13 protein-coding genes are annotated in these 15,677 nt (G+C 63.3%); 4 read left to right on the forward strand and 9 right to left on the reverse strand.

Features of this window, described 5'->3' with window-relative positions:
• The first annotated feature begins 2 nt into the window (after positions 1-2).
• A complete protein-coding gene (locus tag HHL14_RS21860; RefSeq protein WP_169499693.1) occupies positions 3-308 on the forward strand; it encodes a helix-turn-helix domain-containing protein in 306 nt (101 codons plus the stop codon).
• Positions 309-489: 181 nt separating this feature from the next.
• Here the strand turns inward: HHL14_RS21860 and HHL14_RS21865 are convergent, their stop codons facing one another.
• The gene (locus HHL14_RS21865) at positions 490-2,004 is read right to left on the reverse strand and encodes a sensor domain-containing diguanylate cyclase (RefSeq protein ID WP_169499694.1); all 1,515 of its coding nucleotides are present in this window, start codon (positions 2,002-2,004) and stop codon (positions 490-492) included.
• 428 nt (positions 2,005-2,432) lie between these two features.
• Between HHL14_RS21865 and HHL14_RS21870 the strand changes: the two genes are divergently transcribed.
• The gene (locus tag HHL14_RS21870) at positions 2,433-3,020 is read left to right on the forward strand and encodes a LysE family translocator (RefSeq protein ID WP_169499695.1); all 588 of its coding nucleotides are present in this window, start codon (positions 2,433-2,435) and stop codon (positions 3,018-3,020) included.
• Between the two features lie 120 nt (positions 3,021-3,140).
• Here the strand turns inward: HHL14_RS21870 and HHL14_RS21875 are convergent, their stop codons facing one another.
• From HHL14_RS21875 to cadR, 6 genes are all read right to left on the reverse strand, one after another.
• Positions 3,141-4,043, reverse strand: a complete 903-nt coding sequence (locus tag HHL14_RS21875; RefSeq protein WP_169499696.1) for a helix-turn-helix transcriptional regulator — start codon at positions 4,041-4,043, stop codon at positions 3,141-3,143.
• A 144-nt stretch (positions 4,044-4,187) separates the two neighbouring features.
• A complete protein-coding gene (locus HHL14_RS21880; protein ID WP_169499697.1) occupies positions 4,188-4,982 on the reverse strand; it encodes an ABC transporter substrate-binding protein in 795 nt (264 codons plus the stop codon).
• 169 nt (positions 4,983-5,151) lie between these two features.
• Positions 5,152-6,306: a pyridoxal phosphate-dependent aminotransferase gene (locus HHL14_RS21885; RefSeq protein ID WP_169499698.1), complete on the reverse strand. Its 1,155-nt coding sequence runs from the start codon at positions 6,304-6,306 to the stop codon at positions 5,152-5,154.
• A gap of 484 nt (positions 6,307-6,790) precedes the next feature.
• A complete protein-coding gene (gene dbpA, locus HHL14_RS21890) occupies positions 6,791-8,188 on the reverse strand; it encodes an ATP-dependent RNA helicase DbpA (RefSeq protein ID WP_169499699.1) in 1,398 nt (465 codons plus the stop codon).
• A gap of 23 nt (positions 8,189-8,211) precedes the next feature.
• The gene (locus HHL14_RS21895; RefSeq protein ID WP_169499700.1) at positions 8,212-8,412 is read right to left on the reverse strand and encodes a hypothetical protein; all 201 of its coding nucleotides are present in this window, start codon (positions 8,410-8,412) and stop codon (positions 8,212-8,214) included.
• Positions 8,413-8,568: 156 nt separating this feature from the next.
• The gene (gene cadR, locus HHL14_RS21900; protein WP_169499701.1) at positions 8,569-9,000 is read right to left on the reverse strand and encodes a Cd(II)/Pb(II)-responsive transcriptional regulator; all 432 of its coding nucleotides are present in this window, start codon (positions 8,998-9,000) and stop codon (positions 8,569-8,571) included.
• A gap of 81 nt (positions 9,001-9,081) precedes the next feature.
• On the opposite strand from cadR, the gene HHL14_RS21905 reads away from it, so the two are divergent.
• Positions 9,082-11,607 (forward strand): heavy metal translocating P-type ATPase, encoded by a 2,526-nt coding sequence (locus HHL14_RS21905; RefSeq protein ID WP_169499702.1) that lies wholly within the window; start codon positions 9,082-9,084, stop codon positions 11,605-11,607.
• Between the two features lie 113 nt (positions 11,608-11,720).
• Here HHL14_RS21905 and eutC read toward each other — a convergent pair whose 3' ends face one another.
• The gene (eutC, locus tag HHL14_RS21910) at positions 11,721-12,536 is read right to left on the reverse strand and encodes an ethanolamine ammonia-lyase subunit EutC (RefSeq protein WP_169499703.1); all 816 of its coding nucleotides are present in this window, start codon (positions 12,534-12,536) and stop codon (positions 11,721-11,723) included.
• Positions 12,533-13,927 (reverse strand): ethanolamine ammonia-lyase subunit EutB, encoded by a 1,395-nt coding sequence (locus HHL14_RS21915; RefSeq protein WP_169499704.1) that lies wholly within the window; start codon positions 13,925-13,927, stop codon positions 12,533-12,535. Before HHL14_RS21915 ends, eutC begins: the two co-directional genes overlap by 4 nt.
• 420 nt (positions 13,928-14,347) lie before the next feature.
• On the opposite strand from HHL14_RS21915, the gene HHL14_RS21920 reads away from it, so the two are divergent.
• Positions 14,348-15,229 (forward strand): AraC family transcriptional regulator, encoded by an 882-nt coding sequence (locus tag HHL14_RS21920; protein WP_169499705.1) that lies wholly within the window; start codon positions 14,348-14,350, stop codon positions 15,227-15,229.
• The last annotated feature ends 448 nt before the right edge of the window (positions 15,230-15,677 follow it).

The following is a 15,677-nucleotide window of genomic DNA, read 5'->3' on the forward strand; positions in this document are numbered from 1 at the left end:
GCATGCCCCGTCGGATTCGCCCCACCCGTGAAGAGCAGAACGCCCTGCGCCGCACGTTCTATGACCGGATCAACCAGGGCGATATGAGCATTCCCGAAGCGATGAAAGCGATGCGCCAGATGACAGGTCTGACTCAGGCGGAATTCGCCGCGCACCGAGGCGTCAGCCGCCGGGTCATCCAGGACATCGAACGCGGAACCGGCAATCCGACTGTCGAGTCGCTCAACAGCATTGCGAAGCTGTTCGGCCTGAAGGTCGGCTTCGTGCCGATCAGGCGTAGCGAGCCCTCTTCGCCGCCTTCAAGCTAAACGCTGCCAGGAACGTCGAGCGTCTACTACGAGCGCTCGACCAAATGCATATTGCCCCTTGGCGTAATAGCGCCCATCAAAGCGCATTGCATTTTCGCCGCGAGCCGCGAGCCCTCACGCCTCAAGCCGCGAGCCAATCTCGGCAAACCGAATTGAACCGGAACGCAACGGAACACAACCCTCACCCCATCCCCACCTGCGCCACCCTATTCCTCCCACCCGCCTTCGCCGAATACAGCGCCTCGTCGGCGGCCCGGATCACCACGCTCACATCCGTCTCCAGATCCGGCCGCCACGTGGTCGCGCCGATGCTGACGGTCACGCGCCCGAACTCGCAGCCCCTGTGCGCGATCCCCAGCCCGCCGATCGCCGCCCGCATGTTCTCGGCCACCACCGTGGCGCCCGCCGCATCGGTATCCGGCAGCACCACGATGAACTCCTCGCCACCGTACCGGCCGACGCAATCGCCCGGCCGCTGGATCACCGTGCGGATGCAGCTCGCGACCGCGGTCAGCGCGGCGTCGCCCGCCTGGTGACCGTACGTGTCGTTGTACGCCTTGAAGTGATCGATATCGACGAACAGCAGCGACAGCACGCTGCCCGTACGCCGCGCGCGCAGCCATTCGCGATCGAGCGTCTCGCACAGCGCGCGACGGTTATGCAGCCCGGTGAGTCCATCCGTGCCAGCGAGCCGTTCGAGTTCCCGCTCCACGCGCTGGCGCCGCCGCAACTCGGCGCCGAGCCAGGCCGACAGCACGACCACGCCGATTCCGAAGATCAGCATCAGCGAACCGATCGTCAACGCGCGCCGCCACCAGCTCGCATAGATATCGGCGGTCGACTCGGCGACCAGCACGATCAGCGGCAACTGCGGAATCCGCCGGAACGAATAAAGCCGCTCGACGCCATCGAGCGGCGAATCGGCGACAAAGCTGCCCTCGTCCTGCGCGACCAGTTGCTGGAAAAACGCCGTGCCGCCGATGTTGCGCCCGGTCACCTCGCGATCGTCGGGGCGTCGCACAATGATCGTGCCGTCCGTTCTGATGATCGACACCGAACCGTGCTGGCCGATCCGCAGATCGGCAAACAGGCTCGCGAAATATTCCTGATCGACGCCAAGCGCGACGATGCCGGCGAACGAACCGTCGAGCCGCGACAGGCGCCGGCTCAACGCGACACTGCGTGAGCCCGGCCGCAGCCGCGAGTCGTACGGCGCGCTGACATCGAGCCCGAGTTGCGCGTTATCGCGATGAATCCGGAAGTACGGACGATCCGCCAGATTGCCGCCGTGCGGCACGTCGCTCTCCGAATTCATCACGACGTTGCCTTGCGCGTCGATCACGACCATCGCGCCGACGTACTGACCGGTGGCCGCACGATCGAACAGGATCTCGCGCCGCAGCCGCGGCGAGTCCAGCACGCCGGGCCGCGCGAGACCATCGGCGACGGCCTCCAGCGACAACGCGTACAACTCGAAATTGCGCGCGATGTCGCGCTCAGTGATCGTCGCGACATCGCGCGACGAATCGAGCGCGCGCGCACGCGCATCCTCTCGGCTCTGATACAGCGCATAGCCGCACAGCGCGAGCATCGCCAGCACCACGCCGCATCCCGCGTAAATCACGCCATGGCGCCGCATCCGCAATCTTCCCGCCAGCGCGATCAGCACGCGCGGCAGCCCCGTTCTCTTCACCATCCTGTGCCCTACGTTTCCAGCGCCGCGCATCAGTTCGTCGAAGGCCGCGCTCACGCGGACTGTTGCGACAGCAAACGCAGCAGATAGCACTCTCTTCTATCTATGCACAACGGATATTTTCACCGTCGCAACAGACGCGCCGTTACGGCGTTCAGCCTGTTTATCGGTCAAATTAATCGTCTGCTTTATAGGGGCATATCATAGGTGTTAATCAGCAGCATTTACCTGATAATTTAATAAATCCGTTTTACCGGTAACGTTTGCGCGAATTCGCAAAATATAAAACCGGCTGGCGGTTTTCATTGCTGGTTTCTCTGCTTATTCACCGAGCGGTTTTCTCCGAGCAATTTCCTTCAATACACGCTGTCGTCGCCTCGCTAACGTCGAGCCTCGCGATCTGTTCGCGCACTTACGTTTCGAGGCATCCAATGACCGCACTCCTTTCGATGGCAGCCTTCGCGCTCGCCTGCTCCATTTCCCCCGGCCCCGTCAACGTCGTGGCGCTCAGCGCCGGCGCGCAGCATGGGCTCGCTGCGAGTCTGCGGCACGTGACCGGCGCAACGGTCGGCTTCACGCTCCTGTTGTTGTTGATCGGCCTCGGCCTGCATGAATTGCTCGCGCGCTTTCCGGATCTGATCGCCATCGTCCGATGGGTTGGCGTCGGCTTTCTGCTGTATATGGCCTACAAGCTCGCTGTCGATAATGGTCGACTCAGCGCGGACAAGCCGGCGCGTGGACCGTCGTTCGCGCATGGCGCGGCGATGCAATGGCTCAATCCGAAGGCATGGCTCGCGTCGCTGGCCGGCATGGGTGCATATGCGGGCAACGGCGACGGCCGGATCGTCTGGCAATTCGCGGCGCTGTATTTCGTGATCTGCTATCTGTCGATCGCGAGCTGGGCATACGCCGGCACGTTTCTGCGCAAGTATCTGCGCGAAGCGAAGCGGGTCAGGGTATTCAATCGGGTGATGGCAGCGCTGCTGGCGGTGAGTGCGATGTATCTGCTGATGGAGTGAATCGGCGCGCGTGTCGCATCGAGTCGTGTCGAATCGCGCGGTTTGCTCGCGCGGCTTCCGATCACGGCATTTGCAACAGCAATTACAGCCGGCGGTTGCAACGCAATACAATGCCAAAACTCAACTGCGATACTGCCCCGGCGTCGCCGCCACCAGCCGCTTGAAGGTGCGCTGCAAATGCGCCTGATCGGCGAAACCGGCATCGAGCGCGACGTCCGCGATCAGACGACCGCGCCGCAGTTGCGCGCGACTGTACTGGATGCGTCGATTGATCAGATACGCGTGCGGCGTCATGCCGTAGCGCTGCTTGAACGCGCGGATCAGATGCGATGCGGAGAGGTCCGCCGCCGCGCAGATGTCGTCGAGTTTCAGCGCGCGCGTGCAGTTGTCGGCGATGAATTCGGCCGCGCGCACGAGCTGGGCGCTCGCGTCATGCTCGGGCAGCTCGCGGGCCGGGTTGAATTTCTGCTGGACGGCCGAGAAGAACGTGATGGCCGCGCTTTCCTTGCGCAACGTGTCTGCGCCGCTGCCGCTGCCAGTGTCGCTATCGTTATCGGTGAGGATCGCGCACAGGCGGTTCAGGCCGTCGAACAACGTCGCGTCGAGCGTCATGATCTGCGAGAACGCGCGAAACGCGTGGTTCTCGCTGAAGCCGAGCTCGTGCTGCAGTTTCGTGAACCACGCAACGTCGACGTGCAGCATCCGATACGACCAGCGTTCGCCGGCAACCGGATTGCACGCATGCACGTCGTCGGGGTTCATCATCACGACCGCGCCCGCGCCGATCCATTCGCGCGCGTGGCGGTTCAGGTAGACGCTGTGACCGCCCGTCACCGCGCCGATCGAAAACGTTTCATGCGAATGCTTCGCGTAGCAGACCTTGCGGCCATCGTCGATGGAACGTGCTTCGATGAACGGCAGCGCGTCGCTGCGCCAGAAGCGCGGCGCGGCTGCGTTGTTGGCGTGCGCGCTTTGGGTGTACGCGTGGTTCGCCTCGCTGGCCGCTTCAGTCGTCTCGTTCATACGCTCTCCGCTCGATCCGTCGACTTCGCCGTCACCTTCGCGAAGCCTACGTATCGTAGTCGTCAAACGCATGCACAACAAGCAAACGGGCGACGCCGTTCGCCAACGACTCCGCCCGTCAGACACCACACGCTTATTTCGTACTTACTTCGCGCTCACATCGATATTGCCGAGATACTTCGCGGCCAGCGTCTTCACCGTGCCGTCGGCCTGCACCTTCGCGATCGCCGTGTTCAACTGATCGCGCAACGCGGTGTCGCCCTTGCGAATACCGTATGCGATGCCGCTGCCGAGAATCTTGTCGTCACGCACCGGCTGGCCGACAAACGCGTAGTCCTTGCCTTCCGGCTTCGACAGAAAACCCGTTTGGCCGGCAGGCGCGAGCACCAGCGTGCCATCGAGACGACCTGCGGTCAGGTCCGTATAGACCTGGTTCTGATCCTGATACGGCAGCACGATCACGCCGAGCGGCTCCCAATGCACCTTCGCGAAGGTCTCCTGGATCGAGCCCTGCAACACGCCGACGCGCTTGCCCTTCAACGAGGCCGGGGTCGGCTGCAGTCCGCTGTCGCGACGCACGATCAACTGCGACGGCACGCGATAGACGACCGTCGTGAAATCGATCGCCTGGCGGCGCTGTTCGGTCGCGTTCATCGCCGAATTGATCGCGTCGAACTTGCGGCCTTGCAGCGCGGGAATCAGGCCGTCGAACGAGGTCTCGACCCACTTGCAGGTCACGTGCGCGGCCGCGCAGACTGCATTGCCGACGTCGATATCGAGCCCTTGCAGCTCGCCGTTCGACCCTTTCGATGCGAACGGCGGGTACTGCGCTTCGAGGCCGAAACGCAGCGTCGAGGTATCGGCGGCGCTTGCGGAAAACGACGCGGTCAGCGACGCGCAGGCACAGGTCAGCGCCAACAGAGAATGGAGCAACTTCATCACGGGTCCCCTCTTTCTTCGAATGCTTCGATAACTTCCAGTGCGTCGCCGCGCGCGTTCATCTACCGATGAATCGCAACGCGACGATCATACTGCGTTCAAAAATGCCGCCTTTCACGGCCCGTTTGCGAATCCTTGCGCGGGCCTCTCGCGGCGTTCGGCCGCGTGCTCAGATCTCGCACAAACGCCGCGCGCCTTCGAGCAGCGTCGCGTCGTCCTTCGAGAAGCTCAGGCGGATCAGGCCGGAATCGGTGCCGTCGGTATAGAACGCCGACAGCGGAATCGTCGCGACGCGCGCATCGCGAATCAGGCGCAGCACGAAATCGCTGTCGCTTTCGTCGGAGAAGCCGCGAAAACGCGCGAGCATAAAGAAACTGCCTTCGCTCGGCAACAGTTCGAAGCGCGATTCGCGCAGCGCATGCGCGAGCAGATCGCGCTTCTGCTGATAGAACGCGGACAGCCCGAGGTAGCTGTCGCGATTCGCGAGCGCATCGGCGAACGCGTACTGCATCGGCGTGTCGGCGGAAAACACCATGAACTGATGGACCTTGCGGATCTCGTCCATCAGCGCGGCGGGCGCGAGGCAATAGCCGAGGCGCCAGCCAGTCACGTGATACGACTTACCGAACGACGACACGATCACGCTGCGCTCTGCCAGCTCGCGATGGCACGCCATGCTCTGATGTTTCGCGCCGTCGAACACGACGTGCTCGTAGACCTCGTCGGACAGAATCACGATGTCGGTGTTGCGCGTCAGCGCCTTCAGCCGCTCGATATCGGCTTCGCTGAACACGGTCGCGGTCGGATTGTGCGGCGTGTTCACGATGATCATGCGCGTCTTCGGCGTGATCGCGGCGGCCACTTCGTCCCAGTTCACGCGGAAATCGTTCAACGACAGTTTGATCGCGACCGGCGTCGCGCCTTGCAGACGCACGATCGGGCCATAGCTGTCGAACGACGGCTCGAAGTAGATCACTTCGTCGCCGGGATGCACGAGTGCGCTGATCGTCGAATAGAGACCTTCGCTCGCGCTCGCGATCACGGTCACTTCGCTGGCCGGGTCGTAGCGCACGCCGTACAGCGTTTCGACTTTGTCGGCGAGCGCTTCGCGTAGCGCCATGATGCCGGCCATCGGCGCGTACTGGTTGTGACCGTCGCGCATCGCCTGGGCGACACCGTCGACGAGCTTGGCGTCCGGCGCGAAATTCGGCGCACCCTGCGACAGGTTCAACGCATCGTGCTGCGCGGCCAGTTGGCCGATCACGGTAAAAATGGTGGTGCCGACATCCGGCAACTTCGAGCGGGCTTGCATGGCGCTCTGCATAAGACTTTCTCCTTTCTTCAGCCCGCGCGGCCGCGCGTGCGGCGGCTATGGGGCGGTCCTTCCGGTGCAGTGATTAGGCATCAGCCAATTAATCGTCACAATCGAAACTTTGTCATGCGCGGCATGCGTTTTCTTCATGACTCGCGGGAATGTGCCGGGCGCGGCGTGGAGTTGGTGAAATCAGGATTTGCAGGGACGTGGCGGGCAGTCCAAGGCAGGCGGTAAACTTCACAGGTATGACGGAATGTGATGCCGGGTACGCTCCCGGTTCAAACGGTCGCGGCAGTCGAGCCACGGCGACGCCGAGAGATGCGAGGTTTGTGGCGCGATATCTCACCGCGTATCGCATCGAATGCACCGAACACCGCGCGGAAAACGAGCTTGCAAGACAAAAATCGCGCGAATGAAAACGGCCGCGAATGCGGCCGTTTCATGAGTCGTCGGGCTTCTTTCTGATTCGACAGCCAGCCGTGGCCTCGCTGAATCAGTCCTCGTCCATCAACCGGACTTTGACCTTGCGGCCCTTCAGCTTGCCCGCGCTGAGCCGGCGCACCGCCTCGCGCGCGATGCTGCGCTCCACCGCGACATAGGTCGACATGTCGGTCACGTTGATCTTGCCGATCTGCGAGCCCGCGAAACCGGCGTCGCCGGTCAGCGCGCCGAGCACATCGCCGGGACGGATCTTGTCCTTGCGGCCACCGAGAATCTGCAGCGTTTCCATCGGCGGCAGCAGCGGCTCGTTGCTGTCCGACTTCAGCTCGGCCAGCTTGTGCCACTCGACGTCGCGCTTATGCGCCTGCTCGATCCCGCCGACGCGTCCCATCTCGTCCATGCTCGCGAGACTCAGCGCCCAGCCTTCCTGATCGGCACGACCCGTGCGGCCGATACGGTGCGTGTGCACTTCCGGATCCGGCGTCACGTCGACGTTGATCACCGCTTCGAGTTGCGCGATGTCGAGGCCGCGTGCGGCAACGTCGGTCGCGACGAGCACCGAACAGCTGCGGTTCGCGAACTGGATCAGCACCTGATCGCGCTCGCGCTGATCGAGCTCGCCGTGCAGCGCGAGCGCATGAAAGCCCTGCGCGCGCAGCACGTCGAGCAGATCGCGGCATTGCTGCTTGGTGTTGCAGAACGCGATCGTGCTGACCGGACGATAGTGATTCAGCAACAGACCGACCGCGTGCAGACGCTCGTCTTCGCTGACTTCGTAAAAGCGCTGACGGATCTTGCTGTCGTCGTGCCGCTCGGCCAGTTTGACTTCCTTCGGATTACGCAGGAATTGCTGGCTCAGCTTCGCGATGCCCTCGGGGTACGTCGCCGAGAACAGCAGCGTTTGCCGTTCTTTCGGGCATTGGCGCGCGACCTTCGCGATGTCGTCGAAGAAACCCATGTCGAGCATGCGGTCGGCTTCGTCGAGCACCAGCGTGTTCAGCCCCTGCAGCACGAGGGTGCCGCGTTCGAGGTGATCCATGATGCGGCCCGGCGTGCCGACCACGATGTGCGCACCGTGTTCGAGACTCGCCGTTTGCGGGCGCATCGGCGTACCGCCGCACAGCGTCAGCACCTTGATGTTTTCTTCCGCGCGCGCGAGACGGCGGATTTCCTGCGTGACCTGATCGGCGAGTTCACGCGTCGGGCACAGCACCATCGCCTGGGTGTCGAACTTACGGGCATCGAGCCGCGCGAGCAGCGCCAGCGAAAACGCCGCGGTCTTGCCGCTGCCGGTTTTCGCCTGCGCGATCAGATCCTGGCCGGCGAGCGCGATCGGCAGGCTCGCGGCCTGGATCGGCGTCATCTCGACGTAGCCGAGCTGCGTGAGGTTCGCGATCGTGGCGGGCGGCAGCGGCAGCTCGCTGAAGGCCGCGGATTTGGGACTATTCATAGGATGGTCGGTAGAAATCGCGATTACTCGGCCATCGGGCCCTGGTCGGGGCGGCCCGGCAGCTGCTCGTACAGCACCGCGCCGTCGTCGCCGTCGAAACGCTCGACGTAGTTGCGCGCGCCGCACATCGGGCAGCGGAACAGCAGCCCCTGACCTTCGTTCTTGATGACGACGTCGGATTGCTCCCACTGCGTGCCGCAGGACTGGTTTCTACAGGTGAACACGTTGATTCTCCAACTGGATTTCTTTCGATGATCGATTGACCGGGCCGCACATCGGCCCGGCCATGCATGGGGTTATTGCTTCGCTGCTGCGTGCCAGGGCATTGCGATGCTGCTCGTTGCGGCGACTCACGACGACTCACGACGGCTCGCGCCGCCTCAGCCCAGATGCGTATGCCGCGGACGCGGCACGGCCACATCCCGGTCGGTCAGGCCGTGCACGATGCCGCAGTCTTCGACCTGATGCTCGCCGTGACATTGGTCGCGCAGCGTCGTCAATTGCGCTTTCAGTTGCTGCAGCTCTTCGATACGCGTGTCGACATGCGCGACGTGCTCGTCGATCAGCGCATGCATGCCGCCGCAGCCGTTCGCCGGCGCATCGGTCAGACGCAGCAACGCGCGGATTTCGTCGTGGGTCATGTCGAGCGCGCGGCAATTGCGGATAAAGCGCAGACGCTCGACGTGCTTCGCCGTGTAACTACGGTAATTGGCTTCGGTGCGCTCCGCCTCGGGCAGCAGGCGCTCTTTTTCGTAGAAACGGATGGTTTCCGTCGTGCAATGGGCGATTTTCGCCAGTTCGCCGATTTTCATGGACCTTTCCTCCACACGGCCTTGACCTTGTAGTGGCTTCAAGGTGTTTACTAGACCACAAATCGCACGAGGAAGCCACCCATGCCTGAAACCAACCACCTTGCCACCACTCGCCCGGAATTGGGCGAAGCCTTGCCGCACGGAGCTCACGGGGAAGTTGGCGCGCAGCCCGGCCACCCGCGCGATCACGGGGCGGAAGGCTGCTGCGGACATCGCGAGCACGCGCATGCCGATGACGAGCATGCGCACGCTCAAAGCGCGACTGAAGACGGCGGCGAACGGCGCGAAGAGCATCGCCACCACCGTCAAGACGCCTGCGAAGCGGGTCACGATCACGCTGACGGGCACGACCACGAACATGACCACGGCCACGCGTCGGCCTCCGCTCATGACCACGCCGACGGCGCCTGCTGCGCCCCCGCCGCGTTCGCACCGACGTCGCTGCGCCTGCCGCCTTCCGAAGCCGTCGGCGACGATCTGCGCACCGCGATCCGCATCCTGCAGATGGACTGCCCGACCGAAGAAGCGCTGATCCGCAAGAAACTCGGCCGCATGCCGGCCGTGCGCAGCCTGGACTTCAACCTGATGCAGCGCGTGCTGACCGTCGTGCACGCGCCCGATGCGCTCGACACCGTCCTCGCCGCACTGCGTTCGCTCGACTTCACGCCCGAACTGGCCAGCAATACGGGTGGCGAAAGCGGGAACGGGGCGAACGCCGGCGCCGCGTCGCACGCGGCCGCCAGCGCCACGCGCAAGCCTTGGTGGCCGCTGATCCTCGCCGGCGTCATCGCGGCGGCCTCAGAGGCCGCTAGCTGGCTCGGCGCGCCCATCTGGATGGTGGCGGGTCTCGCGATCGTCGCGATCGCCTCCTGCGGTCTCACGACGTATCGCAAGGGTTGGCTCGCGCTGCGCAACGGCAACCTGAACATCAACGCGCTGATGAGCATCGCGGTGACCGGCGCGGCGCTGCTCGGCCAGTGGCCCGAAGCTGCAATGGTGATGGTGCTGTTCACGATCGCCGAGCTGATCGAGGCACGCTCGCTCGATCGCGCGCGCAATGCGATCGAGGGGTTGATGCGGCTCACGCCGGAAGAAGCGAGCGTGCAGCAACCTGACGGCGCGTGGCAGTCCGTGCGCGTCGACGCGATCGCGCCCGGCGCGCTGGTGCGCGTGAAGCCGGGCGAGCGGATCGCGCTCGATGGAGAACTCGTCGCGGGACGCTCGAGCGTCGATCAGGCGCCGATCACCGGCGAAAGCCTGCCCATCGATAAGACCGTCGGCGATACGGTGTTCGCCGGCACGATCAACCAGAGCGGCTCGTTCGACTATCGCGTGACGGCTGCGGCCGGCAACACGACGCTCGCGCGCATCATCCATGCGGTCGAGGAAGCGCAGGGCACGAAAGCGCCGACGCAGCGCTTCGTCGATACCTTCGCACGCGTTTATACGCCGATCGTGTTCGCGATCGCGCTGGCTGTTGCGCTGGTGCCGCCGCTGCTGTTCGGTGGCGCGTGGCATGCGTGGGTCTACAAGGCGCTGGTGCTGCTGGTGATCGCGTGTCCGTGCGCGCTGGTGATCTCGACGCCGGTGACGATCGTCAGCGGACTCGCGGCCGCGGCGCGCAAGGGGATTCTGATCAAGGGGGGCGTGTACCTCGAACAGGGGCGCAAGCTGAGCCGGCTCGCACTCGATAAGACCGGGACGATTACGCATGGCAAGCCGGTGCTGACGGGGTTTGAGGTGTTGGGCGACGAAGCCGACACCGTCCACTACCGCACGCTCGCGGCAAGTCTCGCGGGCCGCTCGGATCATCCTGTCTCGATGGCGATTGCCGCAGCCCCTGACGTTGGCGACATTAAGCATCTACACGTCGACGCCTTCGAAGCGCTCGCCGGACGCGGCGTGCGCGGCGACATCGACGGCGTGACGTACTGGCTCGGCAATCATCGCCTGATCGAAGAGCTGGGCCGCTGCTCGCCGCAACTCGAAGCGCGTCTCGACGCGCTCGAACAGCAGGGCAAAACCGTCGTCATGCTCGCCGACGCGCAGCGCGTGCTCGCGCTGTTCGCGGTCGCCGACACGGTGAAGGACACGAGCCGCGACGCCGTCGCCGAATTGCGGCGGCTCGGCGTCGGCACCGCGATGCTCACCGGCGACAACCGCCACACCGCCGCGGCGATCGCGCAGCAGGTCGGCGTCGATGAAGCACGCGGCGATCAGTTGCCCGAGGACAAACTCGACGCGGTCGCGCAGTGGTCGGCCGCCGGCGCGACCGTCGGCATGGTCGGCGATGGCATCAACGATGCCCCAGCGCTCGCGCGCGCCGACATCGGCTTCGCGATGGGCGCGATGGGCACCGACACCGCGATCGAAACCGCCGACGTCGCGCTGATGGACGACGACCTGCGCAAGATCCCGGCGTTTATCCGCCTGTCGAAGGCAACGCATGCGGTGCTCGTGCAGAACATCGCGCTCGCGCTCGGCATCAAGAGCGTGTTTCTCGTGCTGACGTTGATGGGCTTTGGCACGATGTGGATGGCAGTGTTCGCCGATGTCGGCGCAAGTTTGCTGGTGGTGGGGAATGGGTTGAGGTTGTTGCGGAAGTGAGCACGCTGGGTTGGGGGGCTTGCCGTGCGGCGTATACCGCTACCGCTCGCACACGGTAACGAACGATGCCCGGCTGATCGCACGCCAGCTTCGCCGCGCGTTAACTCTCCGGCTTAGCCCGCCGTTGAATCTGAATCCGCATCGCTGCTGACGGCTGGCATCGCTGGAGTGCTCGTCAGCAGCGCATCGCTATCGTCTTTCAAACCGACCCCGGTTAACCGAAGGGCACGTGCCTGCGTCAGCAGATAGTGCAGCTTGTGCGCGGCCTGCGGATAGTCGAGGCCTTCGGGACGCACGTTCGAAATGCAGTTGCGCTGCGCGTCGCTGCAACCCGTTTTCGGCGCGTACGTGATGTAGATGCCGAGACTATCCGGCGAACTCAAACCGGGCCGCTCGCCGATCAGCATCACGACGATCCTCGCGTTCAGCAATTCACCGATTTCGTCGCCAAGCGCGACGCGTGCCTGCCGCGCGACTACCACCGGGCCAATGGTCCAATCCGTCAGCTTCGGATAGATCGCTTGCAGCAGCGGGACAGCCTGCTTCGATGCGGCGAATGCCGATAGGCCATCGGCGATCACGAACAGTACGTCGCTGGGTTGCGTGGGCGCATGCGCTTGCCTTTTTAGCAATGCCGCACGGCTTTCGTCCGACAAACGTCGCCCCAGATCAGGACGCCTTAAATAATGCTCGCGATCCGGCGCCGCGCTGTGCACGTCGAGCGATTCGAATCCGTGCGCGCGCAATGCTTCGTGAAGTGCATTTGCATCGAGCGGCTGATGCACGGCGTCGCGCGCCTGCGCATGCGCGAGATTGAACGCGAGCAACGGCGCGGTCGGCAGACCGTTGCCCGCGCGGCCCAGCGCGATACGCGCCTGAGTGAACTGACGCAGCGCGTTCCACGGATCTTTATCGAGCGAATCGTTCATGCGATGCCCATCCAGTCGCGTGCGCCTTCGAGCAGCGGTTGCCGCGCCGCTGTGCCGAGCAATGCGCCGCTGGAATCGATGATCTGCATCGACTCCAGCCACGCTTCGAACTCGGGCGCGCGCCGTAAGCCGAGCACCTCGCGCACGTACAGCGCGTCATGAAACGACGTGCTCTGATAGTTGAGCATCACGTCGTCCGCGCCCGGTACGCCCATGATGAAATTGACGCCCGCGACGCCGAGCAGCGTCAGCAGATTGTCCATGTCGTCCTGATCCGCTTCGGCGTGATTCGTGTAGCAGATGTCGCAACCCATCGGCACGCCGAGCAGCTTGCCGCAGAAGTGATCCTCGAGACCCGCGCGCGTGATCTGCTTGCCGTCGTACAGATACTCGGGGCCGATGAAGCCGACCACTGTGTTCACCAGAAACGGCTTGAACTTGCGTGCGACCGCATACGCGCGCGCCTCGCAGGTCTGCTGATCGACGCCGAAATGCGCATCGGCCGACAACGCGCTGCCCTGCCCCGTTTCGAAGTACATCAGATTGCTGCCGACGGTGCCACGTCGCAGCGACAGCCCAGCGTCGTACGCTTCCTGCAGCAACGCGAGCGAAATGCCGAAGCTCGCGTTGGCTTTCTCCGTGCCCGCGATCGACTGAAACACCAGATCGACGGGCGCGCCTTTTTCGATCGCGGCGATCGTGTTCGTCACATGCGTGAGCACGCACGATTGCGTCGGCACCTGATAGCGCTGGCGGAATTCGTCGATCATCAGCAGTAGCTTTGTGATCGCGGCGAGGTTGTCGCTGGCGGGATTGATGCCGATCATCGCGTCGCCGCAGCCGTAAAGCAGGCCGTCGAGCATCGACGCGGCGATGCCTTTGACGTCGTCGGTTGGGTGGTTCGGTTGCAGGCGGACCGACATGCGGCCCGGCAAACCGACCGTGTTGCGAAAACGCGTGACGACCGGGCGTTTACGCGCGACGGCGATCAGGTCCTGGTTGCGCATCAGCTTCGAGACTGCGGCGACCATTTCGGGTGTGAGGCCGTCGGTGATGCGTTCTAGTGTGGTTGTATCGGTCGTGCTGCTCAGCAGCCAGTTGCGGAAATCGCCGACCGTCAGATGCGAGATTTCGGCGAAGGCTTGCGGCGAGTGATCGTCGATGATCAGGCGGGTGACTTCGTCGGTCTCGTAGGGAATCAGCGGTTCATTCAGGAAGGTGCGCAGCGGGACCTGGGCCAACGCCATCTGGGCGACGACCCGCTCTTCTTCGCTCGCTGCCGCGATGCCGGCGAGTTGATCGCCCGAGCGCTGCGGGCTCGCTTTGGCGAGCAGGGTCTTCAGGTCGGCGAAGCGGTACGTGCGACCGCCGATCGATTCGGTGTAGCTCATGTTTACGGCTCCATCGCTTCGCGCGAACGCGGGCGGGAAGGGAACAGCGGTTTACATGTTGCGTACTGCAGGTGGCGTGCGTCAAACGATAACGCCAAATCGACGCGGCGTCACGTTGCGGGGTTTTAGACTTCTCTGTGCTGTTTACCGATGCACGGCTTAGGGATGCTGTTTTGTCGACGCTGATTTTCGACTCGCGACGTATACCGGCGCTGCTGTGCCCGCATTGGCCGCTTTTTGCCGCTCGCGTCGCGATGTTTATCGACTCCACGAGATCAAGCGCGCGAAATGGTCAGCGGGCGCTTAACCTGCGTCACGAAGAGCCAGCGGGTTAACTCCGCAGAATTTGGTAAACGGCGGCGACGCGCCGGCGTGATACCTTGTCCGCATCCTCTCGCGCCAATTTTCCGCGGTCCAGTCATGAACGAGTCAGACCATCGCGCTCGATACGAAACGCGGCTCGCCCGCGTGCTCGACCATATCTACGATCACCTCGACGAACCGCTCGATATCGGACGGCTTGCGGAGATTGCGTGTCTGTCGCCGTATCACTGGCACCGGATTTATCAGGCGATGTACGGCGAGACGGTCGCGACGACGGTGCGGCGTTTACGACTGCATCGTGCGGCGGGTTTTCTTGCGAATAGCTCGATGCCGATTGCCGAGATCGCTGAGCGCTCGGGGTATAGCAGTTTGCAGTCTTTTTCGCGGACGTTTCGCGCGGTGTTCGGCGTGCCGCCGGCGCAGTATCGCAGGCAGGGCGCGCATAGCCGGTTCCGGCCGGCGCTTTCAGGAGACGATCAAATGTCGATGATGCGTGAAGTAACGATTCGTTCCGTGGAGCCGATGGAAGTGGTATCGGTCGATCATGTCGGGCCTTATATGCAAATCGGCAAGGCCTTCGATGCGTTGTTCGGCTGGCTGGGACAACACAATCTGCTGGCTGGGGAGATGCGGATGATCGGGCTGTTCTTCGATGATCCGAGCGTGGTCGAGGAGCAGAAGTTGAGGTCGAAGGCGGCGGTGTTGTTGCCGGGGCGGGTGATGGATGAGGTTCGAACGGCGGTGGCCGCTAACGGTGGGGTTTCGCTGACGCGTATACGCGGTGGCGAGTATGCGGTGTTGCGGCACGTCGGGCCGTATAGCGATATGCGGGCGGCCTATGAGTGGTTGTATGGGACGTGGCTCGTGCAGTCCGGACGGGAAGCGGCGGATGCGCCAGCGTTCGAGGAGTATTTGAATAACCCGAAGGAGACGGCGCCCGCGGAGTTGGTTACGGAGATTTGTTTGCCGTTGGGGTGAGGTGGGGGGCGTGGTTGTAGAAGTGTTTGGCTGCTGCCTTTTGCTTTCTTGCTTCTGCTTGCCGTGAGGTTGCGGTCGTCGTGTGCGTATACGTTGCGCGGACTTTCGCCTGCTCCTCTGGTTTTTATAGTCTTTGTATATGTATACGTAGTAATAGTTAACAAGCAACGCATTCCGCTGTGGATAACTTCGAAGTTCGTTTACAGATCAACGCGCTGCGGAATCGATAACCCTTGGGAGCGCACGCGGACAGGTTAACGGAGCTCGGGAGAATTTTTGGGCGGCCGGTTAACGTCGTGCGCTTATCAAGGTTTCGCCCACAACGTGTTCCGGGGTTTTTACAAAAGTTGTCCAGAGGGGGATGTGGATAAGTTGGGAAGTCAACTCAGCCAGATCTTTACGTGTAATCGGCGCGGCCTCTTCGGGGACACCGTCCGCACTCTCCAAG

The sequence above is a fragment of the Paraburkholderia antibiotica genome, assembly GCF_012927125.1.
GTDB lineage: Bacteria > Pseudomonadota > Gammaproteobacteria > Burkholderiales > Burkholderiaceae > Paraburkholderia > Paraburkholderia antibiotica.

What these genes read in the sequence shown, in the direction of transcription:
- HHL14_RS21860 (WP_169499693.1), top strand. Translation starts at nt 3, where the DNA reads ATGCCCCGTCGGATTCGCCCCACCCGTGAAGAGCAGAACGCCCTGCGC.
- HHL14_RS21865 (WP_169499694.1), bottom strand. Translation starts at nt 2,004, where the DNA reads ATGGTGAAGAGAACGGGGCTGCCGCGCGTGCTGATCGCGCTGGCGGGA.
- HHL14_RS21870 (WP_169499695.1), top strand. Translation starts at nt 2,433, where the DNA reads ATGACCGCACTCCTTTCGATGGCAGCCTTCGCGCTCGCCTGCTCCATT.
- HHL14_RS21875 (WP_169499696.1), bottom strand. Translation starts at nt 4,043, where the DNA reads ATGAACGAGACGACTGAAGCGGCCAGCGAGGCGAACCACGCGTACACC.
- HHL14_RS21880 (WP_169499697.1), bottom strand. Translation starts at nt 4,982, where the DNA reads ATGAAGTTGCTCCATTCTCTGTTGGCGCTGACCTGTGCCTGCGCGTCG.
- HHL14_RS21885 (WP_169499698.1), bottom strand. Translation starts at nt 6,306, where the DNA reads ATGCAGAGCGCCATGCAAGCCCGCTCGAAGTTGCCGGATGTCGGCACC.
- dbpA (WP_169499699.1), bottom strand. Translation starts at nt 8,188, where the DNA reads ATGAATAGTCCCAAATCCGCGGCCTTCAGCGAGCTGCCGCTGCCGCCC.
- cadR (WP_169499701.1), bottom strand. Translation starts at nt 9,000, where the DNA reads ATGAAAATCGGCGAACTGGCGAAAATCGCCCATTGCACGACGGAAACC.
- HHL14_RS21905 (WP_169499702.1), top strand. Translation starts at nt 9,082, where the DNA reads ATGCCTGAAACCAACCACCTTGCCACCACTCGCCCGGAATTGGGCGAA.
- eutC (WP_169499703.1), bottom strand. Translation starts at nt 12,536, where the DNA reads ATGAACGATTCGCTCGATAAAGATCCGTGGAACGCGCTGCGTCAGTTC.
- HHL14_RS21915 (WP_169499704.1), bottom strand. Translation starts at nt 13,927, where the DNA reads ATGAGCTACACCGAATCGATCGGCGGTCGCACGTACCGCTTCGCCGAC.
- HHL14_RS21920 (WP_169499705.1), top strand. Translation starts at nt 14,348, where the DNA reads ATGAACGAGTCAGACCATCGCGCTCGATACGAAACGCGGCTCGCCCGC.